Source organism: Sphingopyxis sp., from assembly GCF_016463645.1.
GTDB lineage: Bacteria > Pseudomonadota > Alphaproteobacteria > Sphingomonadales > Sphingomonadaceae > Sphingopyxis.
In genome coordinates, this window is record NZ_JAEMQX010000003.1 from 1 (window position 1) to 15,423 (window position 15,423).

A 15,423-nucleotide genomic window follows, 5' to 3' on the forward strand; every position below is an offset into this window, starting at 1 on the left:
TTTCGTCGCGGTTCCACATCGCGGTGACCAGCCCGACATCGACGAGCGGATCGGCCAAGGTTGCCATCTCCCAGTCGAGGATCGCCAGCACCTTCGGCTCGGCCATATCCATCAGCACATTGTCGAGATGATAGTCGCAATGGACGATCCGCACCGCTTCGGGCGCCGGCGCGTTATCGGCGAGCCATGCCCCAAGCGTTTCGATCAACGGGAGTTCGCGAACCGCGTGCGCCGCTCGCACCGCGCGCCATCGCTCGATCTGGCGGCCGACGAAGTTCCGCGCCTTGTCGGCGTCGCCCAGCCCGGCCGGAACCGGTTTGATCGCATGGACGCTGGCGATGGCGTCGATCAACGCGCGACCGACGGCGTCGCGTGTCGCGACATCGTCCGCATAGCCATCCGGCAGCGTATCGGTGATCGCGGCGCCGCGCACGAAGCGCGTCAGGGAAAAGGGCACGCCGAGTACGTCCGGATCGTCGCAGAACAGGATGGGTTCCGCGACCGGCGCCTTTCCCGCGATCGCCGAAATGAACCGATACTCACGCGCGATGCCGGCGCTGGCGAGGTTGGACACGGTATCGGCCGGCGGATGCCGCAGCACCATCGGGCCGCTCGCGCTTTCGACCAGACTCGTGACATTGGCGTTGCCGCCGGTCAGAGGGCGGATGATCCGCGCATCGGCAATCCCCGCCTCATCCTCCAGCCAGCGGGCGAGCCGCTCGGCCGGATCGCTCACAATCTGCACAGCAGGCCGCCGTCGTTGGAGATGATCGAGCCGGTCATATAGGGCGACCCCGCCACCCACCAGACGACGTCGGCCAGTTCCTCGGCCGTGCCTTCGCGGCCCAGCGGAATGGCTGCCACCAATTTGGCCTTCGCGCGCGCCGATATGCCCGCCGTCATTTCGGTCGATGTCATGCCCGGAATGACCAGATTGACGCGGATACCGCGACGCGCCAGCTCGACCGCCAGCACCTGGGTAAGACCCGCGAGCCCGGCCTTTGACGCGCCATAAGCCGCGTCGCCGGAAAAGCCGCGCAAACCCACGATCGCACCGATATTCACGACCGACCCGCCCTCGCCCAGATAGGGCAGAGCCGCCCGCACGAAGTTGAGCGGCCCCGACAGGTTGGTATCGAGCACCGCCTGCCAATCGTCCGGCGCGAGCGAGCCGATCAATCCGCCGCGATGCAGCCCGGCATTGTTGACAAGCACATCGATGCCTCCCCAACGCTCCGCGACCTCCGCGCAGGCGCGCGTCACGGACGCCGGATCGGTCACATCCGCCACAAGACCGATCGCATTCTCTCCGATCGCCTTCGCCTGCGCGTCGATATCCTTGCCGCGCGCGACAAGCGCGACCTTGTCCCCTTTGCTCGCGGCCAGGCGGGCGATCGCGAGGCCGAGGCCTCGCGATGCGCCCGTAACCACCCAACGGCGCTGTTCTGGATTCGACGTCTTGACCATGCCGCGTCCCGCTCAGAAGGCCTGGGTCACGGCGACGCCCCACGTCCGCCGGGGACGCGGCGCGGCATAGCTCCACACGCCCTGCACGTCGTATCCGATCGTCCAGCCCTTTTCGTTGGCCAGATTCTTGCCGAACAGGCTGACCGTTGTCTTGTTGAAACGGGCGTTGATCGACGCGTCGACCAGATACTGTCCGCTGTTGCGCAGGTTCGGGTTGTTGAGGAAGGTGATCTCGTGCCCGCCGACATAATGGACGTCGCCGGACACCCACGCCGATGCGTTGCTGCCGATATCGGCCTCATAGGTTCCGCCGAGGCTCCACGTCCATTTCGGGGCCCGGCGGATCTTGAGGAAGCTCGCATCGATCGGCGTTCCGGTGCTGTAGATGTCGCCGACGAAATCCTTGTATTTCGCATCGAGATAGCCGAGATTGCCGTTGAGCGTGAAACCATCGGCGACGCGCGCGGTGAGGTCGAGTTCGAACCCCTTGAGTTCCGCCGACGCCGCGTTGATCGTGCGGTTTTCGCGCCCGGTCGAAGTCCCCGGCGCGGGCACGTCGAGATCCTGCTGCATATCGTCATATTTCATCAGGAACGCCGCGCCGTTCAGGCGCACGCGTCCGTTCGCGAATTCGGTCTTGAACCCGGCCTCATAGTTATCGAGTGTTTCGGGATCATAGGGAATCGTCGCCGCGCCGATCGTCGACGGCCGCCCGTTGAAGCCGCCGCCACGATAGCCGCGCGACCAGAGGGCATAGATCATCGCTTCGTCGGTGATTTCATAACGAACCGAAACGCGCGGCGTGAACTTCGACCAGCTCTTCCTGACCGGATCGGCCATGACGATGACACCCGGCGCGCTTCCCGTCGGATTTTCCTCGACCGTCGTGTCATAAAAGAAGATCGGCAGGTCGTTGACGATGCTCGACTTCCTGTCCTTGGTATAGCGCGCGCCGACCGTCAGCGTCAGCCGGTCGACGATCTCGTAATCGGCTTCGCCATAGATCGCCCACGACTTGTTGGTTTGCCTGACGTCCTGCGCGCTGGTGAGCAGCGGCGGGCCGGCGAAGCCGATATAATTCTTGAGATTGATCGTGTAGCGCGAATCCCAGAGGTAACCGCCAAGAACAAAGGTCAGCGGCCCCGATCCGCCCTTGGTCAGACGCAGTTCATTCGTCGTCTGGCGCCAGCGCGCCGGCCGGTCGGTGTGATAAAGCGTCTCCGGTCCGGCATCGAAATCCTGATTGATTTCCTCATCGGTTTTCAGCCAGCCGAAAATATAGTCGACCTGCATGTCGGATCCGAGGTCATAGGTCGCCTTGGCGATCGCCATGTCGAGCTTGAACGTCGCATTCTTCTCGAGCCGGCCGTCGGATACGCTGACATAGCGATCGCCCGAGGTCGGCACGCCCGGCGCGGGCGAGCATTGGTTATAGGCCGTGCAGAACAGGTCGGTCGGGCGGTTGACCGCGAGCAGCTGCGGCGGATCCTGCTTCGTCTTCTGATGATCATAGCTGAGCTGGATGTCGAGATTGTCGGTCGGCTCGAACAGCAGCGCGCCCGAGATGGCGTAAAATTCGGACCGCTGCCCGTCCTGGTTCTGGAAGCGGTTGAAGATATAGCCGTCGGACTTCTCGTACGCCCCGCTGACCTTGACCGCGACATTGTCGGTCAGGCCGGTGCTGGCAACGCCTTCGACCTTCCAGCTGTCGAAACGACCATAGGTGAGCCGCGCCTTGCCGGTCAGGTCATAGGTCGGACGCGAGCGCGCGAGATTGATGACGCCGCCCGTGGCGTTGCGTCCGAACAATGTGCCCTGCGGACCGCGCAGCACTTCGACGCGGTCGATGTCGATCGCCTTCAGCAAGCTGCCCGAGCTCTGGCCGATATAGACATCGTCGAATACGACGCCGACCGCGGGGTCGACCGACTTTTCGACGTCGGCGACGCCGATGCCGCGGATATAGACCGCAGCCACGCCGCCGGGCCCCTGCTGCGTATCGTCAATAACGATGTTGGGTGACGAGTCGGCAAAGTCGCGAACGTCGGAATCGAAACGCCGGTCGAGCTCACCCGCCGACAGCGCGCTGATCGACGCAGGCACGTCCTGCATACTCTCCTCGCGCTTGCGCGCGGTGACGACGATTTCCTCGAGCCCCCCGGACGAGGCCGCCCGCGTTTCGCCGGCGGCTTCCTGCGCGCTGGCGATCGATGCCGGACATAAAATGACTGCTGCGGTGGCCAGAAGGCGCACGGATTTCACGCGATCGATCATGATCATTTCTCTCCCATCGACGGGCGCATTGGTCGCTCGCAGCCGCTTGTGCGGTTCTCGTGAGTCACGCTCCGATCAAAGCATGCCTCACTTGTTTGTTATCGACAAGCAAATTTTATTTTCGACGATATGGTCGCAGAAAGAATATGGAATACAACACTGATATTGATGTATATTTTTTCCAAAAACGGATCATGAAAATATTCTTGCTTGTTCTCATCTAGTAAGTGTGCAAGAAGATTGGCCAACGATAAATACCGAATGGGAGAGTGAATATGGCAGACCGGCTAGCCGGCAAGTCGGCCCTGATCTCGGGCGGCGCGAGCGGCCTGGGCGAGGCTCAGGCGATCCTCTACGCCCGCGAAGGCGCCGCGGTGCTCATCGGCGATGTGCAGGCGGAAAAGGGCCACGCCGTCGTCGCCGCGATCGAAAGCGAAGGCGGCAAGGCGGCCTTCATCCATCTCGACGTTTCCGATGCGGGCAATTGGGACGCGGCGGTCGCCGATGCCGTCGCCCGTTTCGGCAAGCTCACGACGCTGGTCAACAATGCCGGCATCTTCCACCCCGGCGGCATAACCCAAGAAACCCGGCAAGGCTGGGACCGCATGATCGCGATCAATCAGACCGGGGTTTTCCTCGGCATGAAAGCGGCCGCCCCTGCCCTGCTCGCCTCGGGCAATGCCGCCATCGTCAATGTCAGCTCGCTCTACGGCCTCATCGGAAGCCCCAATGCCATTTCCTATCATGCCTCGAAGGCGGCAGTGCGCGTGATGGGCAAGGCGGGCGCGCTCGAATTCGCCAGGCAGGGCATAAGGGTCAACACGATCTTCCCTGGCCAGATCAAGACCCCGATCCTCGGCGACATCACCCCCGAACAGGATGCCGCGATCAAGGCATCGATCCCGATGGGCATCGTGGGCGATCCGATGGATATCGCCTACGCCAGCCTCTACCTCGCGTCGGACGAGGCGAAATATGTGTCAGGCGCCGAACTCTGGGTCGATGGCGCATGGTACGCGGGGCAATGAGCGTGACTCCAAGCGGAAGGACGCTTCACTGATGGCCTGGGATTTTTCGACCGACCCCGAATTCGAGCGGCAGCTCGAATGGATGCGCGGCTTCGTGGCCGAAGAGATCGAACCGCTCGACCTCGTTTTCCGCGACCCCGCCGCGCATGTCGATCCGCGCTCGCCCGCCGCGCGCGCGATGGCGCCGCTCAAGGAAGAGGTGAAGAAGCGCGGCCTGTGGGCCCGCCACCTCGGTCCCGAACTCGGCGGTCAGGGCCTCGGCCAGCTCAAACTGGGTTTGATGAACGAGATTCTCGGGCGCAGCCGTTTCGCACCGACGGTGTTCGGGACGCAGGCGCCCGATACCGGCAACGCCGAAATCCTCGCGCGCTTCGGCACCGCCGAGCAGAAGGCGAAATATCTCCAGCCGTTGCTCGATGGCGAAATCGTCTCCTGTTACTCGATGACCGAGCCGCAGGCTGGTGCCGACCCCGGCGAATTCACCTGCAAGGCGCGGCTCGACGGCGATCAATGGGTGATCGACGGCGAAAAATGGTTCGCGAGCCATGCCTGCATCGCCGAATTCCTGATCGTCATGGTCATCACCGATCCCGATGTGCCGGTGCACGAGGGTTCGACGATGCTGATCGTTCCGCACGACACGCCGGGGCTCGAGATCGTGCGCAACACCGCGGTCGGGCCGAAGGACGAGATCGGCAGCGGGGTCCATGGCTATCTCCGCTTCACCGACTGCCGCGTGCCCGAGGCAAGCCGGCTCGGCCCCGTCGGCGAAGGCTTCAAGGTCGCCCAGTCGCGGCTCGGCGGCGGCCGCATCCATCATGCGATGCGCACCGTGGGCATGCTGAACAAGGCCATGGATTATATGACCGAGCGCGTCGTGAGCCGGACGACGAAGGGCGAACGGCTGGCCGACAAGCAGATGGTCCAGGAAAAGATCGCCGACAGCTATACGCAGATTCTGCAGTTCCGGCTGCACGTCCTCTACGCCGCCTGGCTGCTCGACCGCGACAAGGCCTATACGCGCCCGGTACGGCGCGAGATCAGCGCGATCAAGGCGGCGATGCCCGGCGTGCTCAAGGACGTCGTCTATCGCGCGCTCCATCTCCACGGTTCGCTCGGCATGTCGAACGAAACCCCGCTGATGGATATGTGGCAATATGTGCCCGAAATGGGGATCGTCGACGGACCGACCGAGGTTCACAAGATCGGCGTCGCCAAGGACATCTTGCGCGACGTGGCGCCGTCGGACGGCCCCTTCCCGACCTGTCATGTGCCGACGCGCCTCGCCGTCGCCCGCGAGAAGTTTGCCGCCTACCTCGACTGAAGCCCCCATCCGCAGGAGTCCGGAATGACCGAAGACATCGAACACCGCCTCGACCGCGTCGAAAGCCGGTTCGCGATGCACGACCTCGTCAGCGATTATTGCCACGGCTTCGACAAGCGCGACTGGGACCGCTTCGCCGCGATCTGGTGGCCTGACGCGGTCTGGGACATCGGCCCGCCCTTCGGTACCTTCGAGGGCAGCGACGGCATCGCGCATGTCACCAGGGATATCCTGTGGGACGCCTGGCTCGCGTCAAGCCACTACACCACCAACCTCGTGATCACCTTAGAAGGGAAAGACCGCGCAACGGGGGTATGCGACGTCGATTGCATCGGCACGACGTCGGACGGACAGGCGCAGACGGTCGCCGCCAGCTATTTCGACATTTTCGAACGGCGCGGCGGGGTCTGGAAGATCGCGCATCGCAAGGTGAAGATGTATCACTTCAACCCGCTGCCCGGCGTCACGCTGTCGCCGCCGGCATAGGAGCTGACATGGCCTATCTCGATACCGAAGACGGCGGCCGCGTCTATTATGCGCACCACCGCGCGCCCGAATTGCCGGTCGTGCTGATCCACGGCTGGGGCATGTCGGGCGACTATTGGGCGTCGGCGGTCGAGGCTCTCCTCGCCGACGGTCATGGCGCGATCACCGTCGATCATCGCGGCTGCGGCCGCTCCGACCGCGATTTCACCGACATGTCGATCGATGCGATCGCGCGCGACGTCGCGGCGATCGTCGAGCGCTGCGGCGCCCCCCGCGTCGCGCTCAACGGCTGGTCGCTCGGCGGCGCCGTTGCGGTCGCGGCGGCCGGGCTGCTCGGCGAACGCGTCGCGGGGCTTGTCCTGACCTGCGGCGCGTCGCCGCGCTATGTCCAGGGCGAGGGCTTCCCGCACGGCGGCACCGCCGACGATGTCCTCGGCATTGGCGCCGCAATCACCGCCGACCGCCCCGGCTTCTTCCGCGCCCTTGCCGAGGGCGCGTCGGGCGAAGGCGCGAGCGAGGCGATGATCGGCTGGGTCGAACGCGGCTTTATCGCCACGGGTCCGCGCGCCAGCGACACCCTCGCCGGTCTCGCGACGCTCGACCAGCGCGACCTGCTGGCATCCTTCGACTTCCCGGTGCTGTCGATCGGCGGCGCCAGGGACAGCATCGCCGACCCCGCCATCGCGGGGTTCGCCGCCAACTGCGCGCGAAACGGTACGCTGCTCACCCTGGACACCGGCCATTCGCCCCAGCTCGAAGCGCCTTCGGCCTATAACGAGGCATTGCTCGACTTCGTGAGGAAACTCGCTTGATGACCACCGCGCCGTCCGACGATCTGGCCGCCCTGCTCGCCCCGCTGCACGCCCCCTTCACGTGCAAGTCGCTGAAGGCGCCGAACCGCTTCTGCATGGCGCCGATGTCGCGTTATTTCGCGCCCGGCGGCGTACTGACCGATGACGGCGCCGAATATTATCGCCGCCGCGCCGCTGCGGGGATCGGTACGATCATTACGGAGGGGACCGGCGTCGCGATCGACCACACCGTCGCCGCCGACACCGTGCCGATCTTCGCCGGCGAGTCTCCCCTTGCCGCGTGGAAGGGTGCGGTCGACGCCGTCCATGCCGAGGGCGGCATGTTCGTCCCGCAATTGTGGCACGTCGGCGGCTGCATCGACTTCAATTTTCCCGACTCCCCGCATGCGGAACTGGTCAGCCCGTCGGGTTTTGCCGGGCCCGACGTGCCGGGCGGCCGCCCGATGACCGAGAAGGACATCGCCGACACCGCCGCCGCCTTCGCCGAATCCGCACGCGAAGCGAAACGGATCGGCTGCGACGCGATCGAGCTTCATGGCGCACACGGCTATATTTTCGACCAGTTCTTCTGGGACCGGACGAACCTGCGCAGCGATCGCTACGGCGGACCCGACATCGCCGACCGCGCGGCCTTCGCGGCCGAGGTCGTCGCCGCCTGCCGCGAAGCCGTCGGCGAGGATTTCGCGATCATCATGCGCGTGTCGCAATGGAAGACCTATGATTACGACGTGAAACTGGCGCGCGACCCCGACGAGATGCACCGCTGGCTCGATCCGATGGTCCGCGCGGGTGTCGATATTTTCCACGCCTCGCAGCGGCGCTTCTGGGAACCCGAATATGAAGGCGACCCGAAAAACCTCGGCGGCTGGATCAAGGAAGTCACCGGCAAACCCGTGGTCACCGTCGGGTCGATCGGCATGGACCGCGACCTGATGCAGGATTTCGTCGAGGGCATTTCCTCGCCGATGCTCGCCCGGCTTGAGGAGCTCGTGGAGATGTTCGAACGTGGCGAGTTCGATCTCGTTGCTCTTGGCCGCGTCCTTCTTGCCGATCCGAATTGGCTGGAAAAGGTCGAACAGCAACGCGTCGACGAACTGACGCCGTACGACCGTGCAAGAGCGCTCCGGCAATATGAGCATGATTGACGCGGGCGCGGAATTTTGGTGGGTCCAAGGCTGAAAAAGTCGCGCGCCGTTCTCCGCCTCACGGTGCTGTTGGCCGACTGGCGGCTTCTGGACCGAAAAGGGAAAAAGCAGCCGGTAACTAGAGCGTGAGTCCGAGATCCTGCCGCGCGATGATCCCCTTCATGATCTCGGAAGCGCCGCCGCCGATGCTTTCGATCATCGTCTGACGCCACATCGCTTCCGGTCCGTCGGGCCCGTCGACGACGAGCGCCGAAGCCCCGCCCACGTCCATCACGAAACGGGCGATCGACTGGATCGCATCCGTATGGGCGATCTTGTTGGCGGCCGCCGATGCCGCGGTGTCGCGACCCGCCGCCATGTCGGCGAGGACCGCGAGCGAAAGCGCCTCCGCCTCCATGACGCCGAGTTCGAGTTCCGCCAGGCGATGCTGCACAAAGGCGTCGCCGGACAATCCCATGCGGTCGAGCCAGGCGACGGCATCGTCGAAGTCGCGCCATACGCGCGCGCCGGCGAACTGGACATGGCGTTCGTCCGCCAGCGCCCTTGCCATCATTTGCCAGGCTCCGTTTTCCGGGCCCACCCGGTTCGCCACCGGGACGGCGACATCTTCGAGGAAGATCTGGCTGAAGCGGTGGCCGTCCATGTGGCGATCGTTGCGCAGGGTGATACCGGGCGCGCGCCGGTCGACGATCAGGAGGCTGAGCCCCTTCCCGCGCGAATCGGGCGCGCCGGTGCGGCAGAGCAGCCAGATGAAGTCGGAGAATTCGGCGTAGGAGGTCCAGATCTTGCCGCCGTTGACCAGATAATGATCGCCGTTCCGTACCGCGGTCGTCGTCAGGCCGGCGAGGTCCGATCCCGCCTCGGGCTCCGAATAGCCGAGGCAGAAACGGATCTCGTTGCGCCGGATCGGCGGCAGCCATTCGTGCTGCTGTGCCCCTGTTCCGAAGCGCTGGATCGACTTCGCGATGATCCCGGTGCCGAGCGGCGGGCGACCGCCGCGGATATAGGCCATCTCGTTCCACAATATATATTCATAGGCGGCGGGCCTGCCCTCGCCCCCGAATTGCTTCGGCCAGCATATGGCAAGCCAATTGCGTTCGACGAGCGCATGGTGGAGCGCCGCGACCCGCTCGGGATCGGCATCGGCGAACAGTGCCTTCGCCTCGCGATGGGGCCGCAGCACCTCGGCCACCTCGTCGCGAAAGGCGATCTCGTCGGGTTCGAACCAGATGTTCATGCGCCCCCGGCTTCCTGATCCGCGTTGGACGGCACGCCGGGCGCGCCGGCGTCGTAAAGATTGACCAGCTGGCGCAGGCGTCGCGACAGATGGAATACCGGGCCGTCGCGCGTGACCCCGATGGCGCCATAGACCTGATGGACGGCGGGCACGATCCGGCTCACGGCCTTCGCCGCCGACAAGCGCGCCGCGACGACGCGCGCGTGGGGCGCCGGGCCATGATCGGCGGAGAAGGCGGCCTGGCGCCCGAGCGCGGTCATCGCGCGCAGCAGGACTCCCGCCTCGGCCAGCGGAAAGCTGACCCCCTGGAACTGCGAAAGCGCCTTGCCGAACTGCCGGCGCGAAGCGACATAGGCCGAAGCTTCCTCGACCAGCCGGCCCAGCGCGCCCCTGAGATAGCCGGAAAGGAAAATGTCCCGCAGATGGGCGGCGCGATCGCGGCCCGGCACCATGCCGGCCGTCTCGAGCCTGCCCTGCAGCCAGATGTCCCCGGCGAGCGTCCGCCGCTCGGCCGCGTCGCCGGTCAGCCGGACCCGCCGCACGGCCACCCCCTCGTCCACGAGCAGGATCGTCGCCGCCCTGCCCCACGGAATATGGGGCGGACGGCAAAGCACCGCGATTTCGGAGCCGGCGAGCAGCGCATCGCGTTCGGGGAGCGCAAGCTGGGCCGCGAAGATCGCATCGGCGAGCGGTCCCGGCGCCCCGAACGCGCCCAGCACCTGCGCCGCGGCATAGAGGTCGACCGCGCCGCCGAAGCCGTCTTCCGCGGCAAGCGCGAAGAAACCGAAACCCGCAAGATCCTGCCAGAAGGAAAACGGAAAATCGTCGGACGCGTCGACGCGGTCGCCGAGACTGGTCCGGCACAGCGCGCGGAGCGCGTCGGCGATCCCTTCCTCATCGGCTCCGGGCTCGAGAACCGGCCTCATGCCACCCCGCCGGCCTTTTGATGATCGGGAACGGGGCGCAGTTTCGGGAAATAGGGATGGCGCAGCGGATCGCCGGGCTGCAAGGCCTCGGCAAGCCCCGGAAAACGCATGTTGATGCGCGTCGGCTTGGGCTGGAAGGTCACGTCGGGCCCGAACACGTTCACCGTCATCGTACGGCGCTGCATATCCTCGCTCGTCGGCGCGCCGCCGTGCAGCACCTTGGGATGGATGACCAAGAGGTCGCCCGGCTGCGACGCATGCGAGCGGATCTCCCATTTCTCGCGTTCCTTCTGGATGTTGGGAAGCTGCGGCCTGCCATTGTCCGCTCCGACCTTGCTCGGCTGGTTCGGGTCGAACGTGTTGTATTCGGGGCCGAGGTGGCTGCCGACGACATATTCGAGGGCATGCGCCGCATCGAGCGGGTCGAGCGTGATCCACGCGCCCGCGATCTGCAGGCTGTCGTCCATCTGATAGAAGGGCATGTCCTGATGAAAGGCCGTCCGGTCCGCCGACCCGCCGCCCTTGAAGAATATCTGGTCGTAAAAAAGATAGACCTCGTCGGTCTCCATCAGGTCGGCCAGAATGTCCGCGATCGGTGAATCGTACAACAGCCGCTGGAATTCGGGGTTCACCAGGAAATTCGAGTGATCGGTGAAGAATTTGCCGCTGCCCTTGTTGCGGATATCGACGCCGAACGGGCCCGGATGCCGCATGTTGCGCTCGAGCCCGATCTGGATGAGGTCGAGCCAGGTCTGCGATATCGCCTGCGGGATGAAGACGGCGCCATCCTCCCTATAGGTTCGGACATGCTCGGCTGTTACGATCGAAGAAAGCAATTTCCTGTTCCTTTTCAAAATTCTGGACCTCGGCACCCCGGCCCGGTTCATGCGAATGATAGGCTCGCTCCCCGATATAGTCAATATGTTGACTATTTAACGCTCTCCAGATCGGCGCGCAGATGGACCGCCGCCAGCAGATAATGGACGAAGCCCCAGACGTTGGTGATCGCGGTCAGCGCCAGCGCATAGCTCAGCGACAATTCGCCCGCGCGCGGCGCCATGAGATCGCTGAGCCCGCCGACGATCGTCGGGCCGAAGCTGTTGCCGATGAGGAACATCAGCGCCATCAGCACGGCCGAGGCGGTGGCGCGCATCTGTGCCGGGACGAGCGCCTGCGCCATCGCGAAGGTCGGCGCGATGAACAATATGCCGAGCCCGTAGGACGGCACGAGCGCGACCAGCGCGACCGTCACGTCCGAAGCGAGAAAGGCGACCGCAAGACAGGGCGCCGCAACCAGCAACGAAATGCCGGGCAGCCACATATACCAGCGCCGGTCGCGCTTGCCGAGCAGGTCGCCGAGCGTGCCGCCCGCGAGTGTTCCGACGATGCCCGAGACCCCCACGACGGCGCCGAGCATCATGCCCGTTTCCGACGGCGAAAGCTCGTGAACGCGCATCAGGAACATCGGCGAGAAGGCGACTTTCGCCGAAGCCCCGAAGGCATAGAGGCCGCAACCCATCGCCATGTGCCGGAAGGATTTCCTGGACCAGAGGAGGCGGAACACGTCGACCAGCCGCGCGGCGGACGGCGCTTCGTGCCGGGGTTTCTCGTCGAGGCGCCCGCGTTCGGGCTCGCGCAACGTCAGCATGATGAGCGCGGACAGGACGAGGCCGGGCAGCCCGATCCACAGCAGCGCGGCCCGCCAGCTCGAAACGTCGCTGATCCAGCCGCCGAGCAGCAGCCCGAGCATCGAGCCGATCGGCCCGCCGATCGAAAAGATCGCGATCGCGGTCGCGCGGCGGTTGGCGCGAAAATAATCGGCGATCAGCGAATGCGCGACCGGCGTGCAACCCGCCTCGCCGATCGCCACCCCGACGCGCGACAGCGCGAGCTGGACGAAGTTCGCGGCAAACCCGCCGATCGCCGTCATTACGCACCAGAATCCGACCGCGCTCGCCAGCACGGTGCGGCGCGAATGAATATCCGCCAGCCGCGCGATGGGAATGCCGCATATCGAATAGAAAGCGGCAAAGAGCAGACCGCCCAGAAGACCGATCTGGGCGTCCGACAGGCCGAGATCACTCTTGATCGCCTCGGCAAGGATGAACGGCAGCTGCCGGTCGATCATGCTGATGACATAGGCAAGCGTCAGCAGCGTCAGGACCCACCATTTATAGACCCCGCGATCGTCGGGCAGCGTGGCGATGGTGCCCGGTGGGGCACCATCATACGCCGCGCCGCGCGGTTCCGCCGGCTCGCGGGAGGCGGCGCCGGTCATCTAGCGGCCGCCTCCGAAGGTGACGTCGAGCTTCAGTCCGACATAGCGTTGATATTCCCGCGACAGCGAATGATAGGCGCCGCCGATCGACTGCACGAACTGCTTGCGCGCGACATAGAATTTGTCGGTGAGATTCTTTGCGAACAGCGAGACATCCCAGCCCTGGTCCTCGTTCTTCAGGCCGATGGCCAGGTCGACGATGCCCGCGCTCTTCCGGATCGTGCGCGGATCCTGGTTGATGCTGAACTGCACATCGTCCTGCCAGGTGAAGGCGGGAACGGCGTAGAAGGTCAGCCCCGAATCGCTCACCGGCTGCTCGAAGCGCGCCGACAGATTGACCTTGACCTTGGGCAGCAGGGCCAGCGGCTTGCCGTCGAGGTCCTGGCTCTCCACCGTTCCGTTGCCGTCGACGTCGACGGTGCAGCCGAGCGCCGCCGTCTGCCCCGGATAGCAATCGAAGATCGTCCCCTGATATTTGCCGTCGTCATAGACGACGCCCAGATTGAAGCTCAGCCGGTCGTTCGCCTGGAAATTCGCGTCGAGTTCGACGCCTTGCGACAGCACGTCGCCCGCGGTGACGAGCTGGGTGCCCGTCGGCGGGATGATCTTGAACGCCTGGAAGTTCGATATCTCGGTCCGGAACAGCGCGGCGTTCAGCCGCAGCCGCCGGTCGAACAGCAACGACTTGATGCCGAGTTCCCACGAGTTGGCGGTCTCGGCGCTGATCAGCGCGTTGGCGGGATCGCGCGCCTGATCGCTGAGGTCGATCGCCGGCCCCTTGTAGCCGCGCGACCACATGCCATAGACATTGACGTCGTCGGTGATCTCGAAGCGCGCGCCGGCACGCGCCGTGAAGCCGGTATCGTGCGCCTTGCCGTCCCACGGACCGATCTGCACGGTGGCGGCGGGCGTCGAATTGTCGCGGAAATAGCTATAGTCGAAATTCTCGCGCGTGATGCGCGCGCCCGCGATCAGCGTCAGCCGGTCCGTCAGGCCGAGCTCGCCGTCGACGAAGGCCGACAGGCTTTCATTCGCATAGGTCACGTTGCGGAACCGATTGGTCGGCAGTCCGGTCGACCGGGTCATCTGGACGAGGTCGACGTCCATCGCCTCCTCGAAGCGCGAATAGAAACCGCCGATTGTCCAGTCGAGCGCGCCCGAAACGCCGTGAAGGCGCAGTTCGGCGGTCAGTTCGTCGCCGTTCTGGCGGTAACTGCCACCGGGCTGCATCAGGATACCGTGGATATCCAGATTCTCGGGCGTGAAGGCGAGCGACGTCTGGTCGACGTCGGTCACGAACGCGATCCTGTAATCGGTGTAGCCGACGAGCGCGGTCAGATCGACGTCGCCGCCGAGCGACCAGTCGAGCTGGGCGCTGCTATTGAAGACCCGCGTCCGCGCAAAGGGATCGACGTCGATATTGACCTCGTCATTCTTCGGCCCGGCGACGACCGGATAAAGGGCCTCATCCTGCCGCTGACCCGGCAGGCCCGAATCATTGGCGGTTTCGAGGAACCACTGATTGTTGGTATTGGTCTTGGCATAGCCGGCGGCGAGCCGGAGCGTGACGTCGGGCGAGATTTCGAAGTCGAGCTTCCCCCGGACGCCGAACGATCGGAGATAGCCGATGTCGTGCGGAGCCGGCCCGTAATTCTTTCCCCACCCCTCGTGCGTGTTACGCCACGCCGTCACCCGCGCGGCGACGCCTTCGCCGAGCGGCCCGGTAACGCTCGCGGCAAAGGATTTGCCCGTGTCGTCGGCGACCGATGCCGACACGAAGCCCCCGAATTCGTGCGAGGGCGACAGCGTCGTGATGTTCAGAACGCCCGCCGTCGCATTCTTCCCGAACAGCGTACCCTGCGGGCCGCGCAGAATCTCGATGCGCTCGACGTCGGGCAGGTCGCCCCAGAAGCCCGCGGCGCGCGATGCCGGGATCCCGTCGACGCTGACGACCACGCTCTGCTGGATATAGCCCCCGTCGGCCGACACCTGGGTGCCGATCCCGCGGATCGTCACATTGTTGGCACCGGGATGATAATGGCGTGCGAAGGTGATCGACGGCGACACGAGTTCGAGATTGTCGACGCCGCGAAATTGCGAGGCGGACAGCTCGGCACCGCCGAGCACCTGCACCGACAGCGGCACGTCCTGAAGCGATTGCTCGCGTTTCTGCGCGGTGACGACGATGTCGCCCGCGGCGGGCCGGTCCGCCGCCCCTTCGGCGGGATCCGCCTCCTGGGCCAGGGCCGCACCGCCGGCCAGCATCGCATATAGACTGACCGCCATCCCCAATGATCTACGCATGCAATCCTCCTCTTCCCACTTTGCGGGCTGTCGGCGTCCGGCGCTAACTTTGCCCTTGACACGGAGCGAATAAAGTCAATGTGTTTACTGTCAAGGAAGCGATAGTCAATATATTGATTAGACGGATCGCGGCAGGGAGATA

At 64.9% G+C, this 15,423-nt stretch carries 13 protein-coding genes; 5 read left to right on the plus strand and 8 right to left on the minus strand.

All coding sequences use genetic code 11. The features are described from left to right. The 3 genes from JHC57_RS01530 to JHC57_RS01540 all read right to left on the minus strand — a co-directional run. On the minus strand, positions 1-745 hold a 745-nt coding region (locus JHC57_RS01530), incomplete at its 3' end, for a phosphotransferase family protein (protein ID WP_294028054.1). Next, positions 733-1,467 carry an SDR family oxidoreductase gene (locus JHC57_RS01535; protein ID WP_294028055.1) on the minus strand — a complete coding sequence of 245 codons (735 nt, stop codon included), beginning with the start codon at positions 1,465-1,467 and terminating at the stop codon, positions 733-735. The genes JHC57_RS01530 and JHC57_RS01535, both read right to left, overlap by 13 nt. A 12-nt stretch (positions 1,468-1,479) precedes the next feature. Then, positions 1,480-3,741 (minus strand): TonB-dependent receptor, encoded by a 2,262-nt coding sequence (locus JHC57_RS01540; RefSeq protein ID WP_294028057.1) that lies wholly within the window; start codon positions 3,739-3,741, stop codon positions 1,480-1,482. Between the two features lie 275 nt (positions 3,742-4,016). Between JHC57_RS01540 and JHC57_RS01545 the strand changes: the two genes are divergently transcribed. From JHC57_RS01545 to JHC57_RS01565, 5 genes are read left to right on the plus strand one after another with little or no spacing between them, the layout of a single operon-like run. Continuing rightward, positions 4,017-4,769 (plus strand): glucose 1-dehydrogenase, encoded by a 753-nt coding sequence (locus tag JHC57_RS01545; protein ID WP_294028059.1) that lies wholly within the window; start codon positions 4,017-4,019, stop codon positions 4,767-4,769. A 31-nt stretch (positions 4,770-4,800) separates the two neighbouring features. Continuing rightward, on the plus strand, positions 4,801-6,093 hold the full coding sequence (locus tag JHC57_RS01550) for an acyl-CoA dehydrogenase family protein (protein WP_294028061.1): 1,293 nt from the start codon (positions 4,801-4,803) through the stop codon (positions 6,091-6,093). A gap of 24 nt (positions 6,094-6,117) precedes the next feature. After that, positions 6,118-6,579 carry a nuclear transport factor 2 family protein gene (locus JHC57_RS01555; protein ID WP_294028063.1) on the plus strand — a complete coding sequence of 154 codons (462 nt, stop codon included), beginning with the start codon at positions 6,118-6,120 and terminating at the stop codon, positions 6,577-6,579. 8 nt (positions 6,580-6,587) lie between these two features. After that, positions 6,588-7,391 (plus strand): alpha/beta hydrolase, encoded by an 804-nt coding sequence (locus JHC57_RS01560; RefSeq protein WP_294028064.1) that lies wholly within the window; start codon positions 6,588-6,590, stop codon positions 7,389-7,391. Beyond that, the gene (locus JHC57_RS01565; RefSeq protein ID WP_294028066.1) at positions 7,391-8,536 is read left to right on the plus strand and encodes a 12-oxophytodienoate reductase; all 1,146 of its coding nucleotides are present in this window, start codon (positions 7,391-7,393) and stop codon (positions 8,534-8,536) included. The genes JHC57_RS01560 and JHC57_RS01565 overlap by 1 nt, the downstream gene beginning before the upstream one ends. Before the next feature lie 118 nt (positions 8,537-8,654). Here the strand turns inward: JHC57_RS01565 and JHC57_RS01570 are convergent, their stop codons facing one another. The 5 genes from JHC57_RS01570 to JHC57_RS01590 form a co-directional block, all read right to left on the minus strand. Continuing rightward, on the minus strand, positions 8,655-9,773 hold the full coding sequence (locus JHC57_RS01570; protein WP_294028068.1) for an acyl-CoA dehydrogenase family protein: 1,119 nt from the start codon (positions 9,771-9,773) through the stop codon (positions 8,655-8,657). Then, positions 9,770-10,699 carry an acyl-CoA dehydrogenase family protein gene (locus JHC57_RS01575; RefSeq protein WP_294028069.1) on the minus strand — a complete coding sequence of 310 codons (930 nt, stop codon included), beginning with the start codon at positions 10,697-10,699 and terminating at the stop codon, positions 9,770-9,772. The genes JHC57_RS01570 and JHC57_RS01575 overlap by 4 nt, the downstream gene beginning before the upstream one ends. Continuing rightward, the gene (locus JHC57_RS01580) at positions 10,696-11,535 is read right to left on the minus strand and encodes a phytanoyl-CoA dioxygenase family protein (RefSeq protein WP_294028071.1); all 840 of its coding nucleotides are present in this window, start codon (positions 11,533-11,535) and stop codon (positions 10,696-10,698) included. Before JHC57_RS01580 ends, JHC57_RS01575 begins: the two co-directional genes overlap by 4 nt. Before the next feature lie 92 nt (positions 11,536-11,627). Beyond that, the gene (locus JHC57_RS01585) at positions 11,628-12,977 is read right to left on the minus strand and encodes an MFS transporter (RefSeq protein WP_294028072.1); all 1,350 of its coding nucleotides are present in this window, start codon (positions 12,975-12,977) and stop codon (positions 11,628-11,630) included. Beyond that, positions 12,978-15,281 carry a TonB-dependent receptor gene (locus JHC57_RS01590; RefSeq protein WP_294028073.1) on the minus strand — a complete coding sequence of 768 codons (2,304 nt, stop codon included), beginning with the start codon at positions 15,279-15,281 and terminating at the stop codon, positions 12,978-12,980. Positions 15,282-15,423 lie beyond the last annotated feature (142 nt).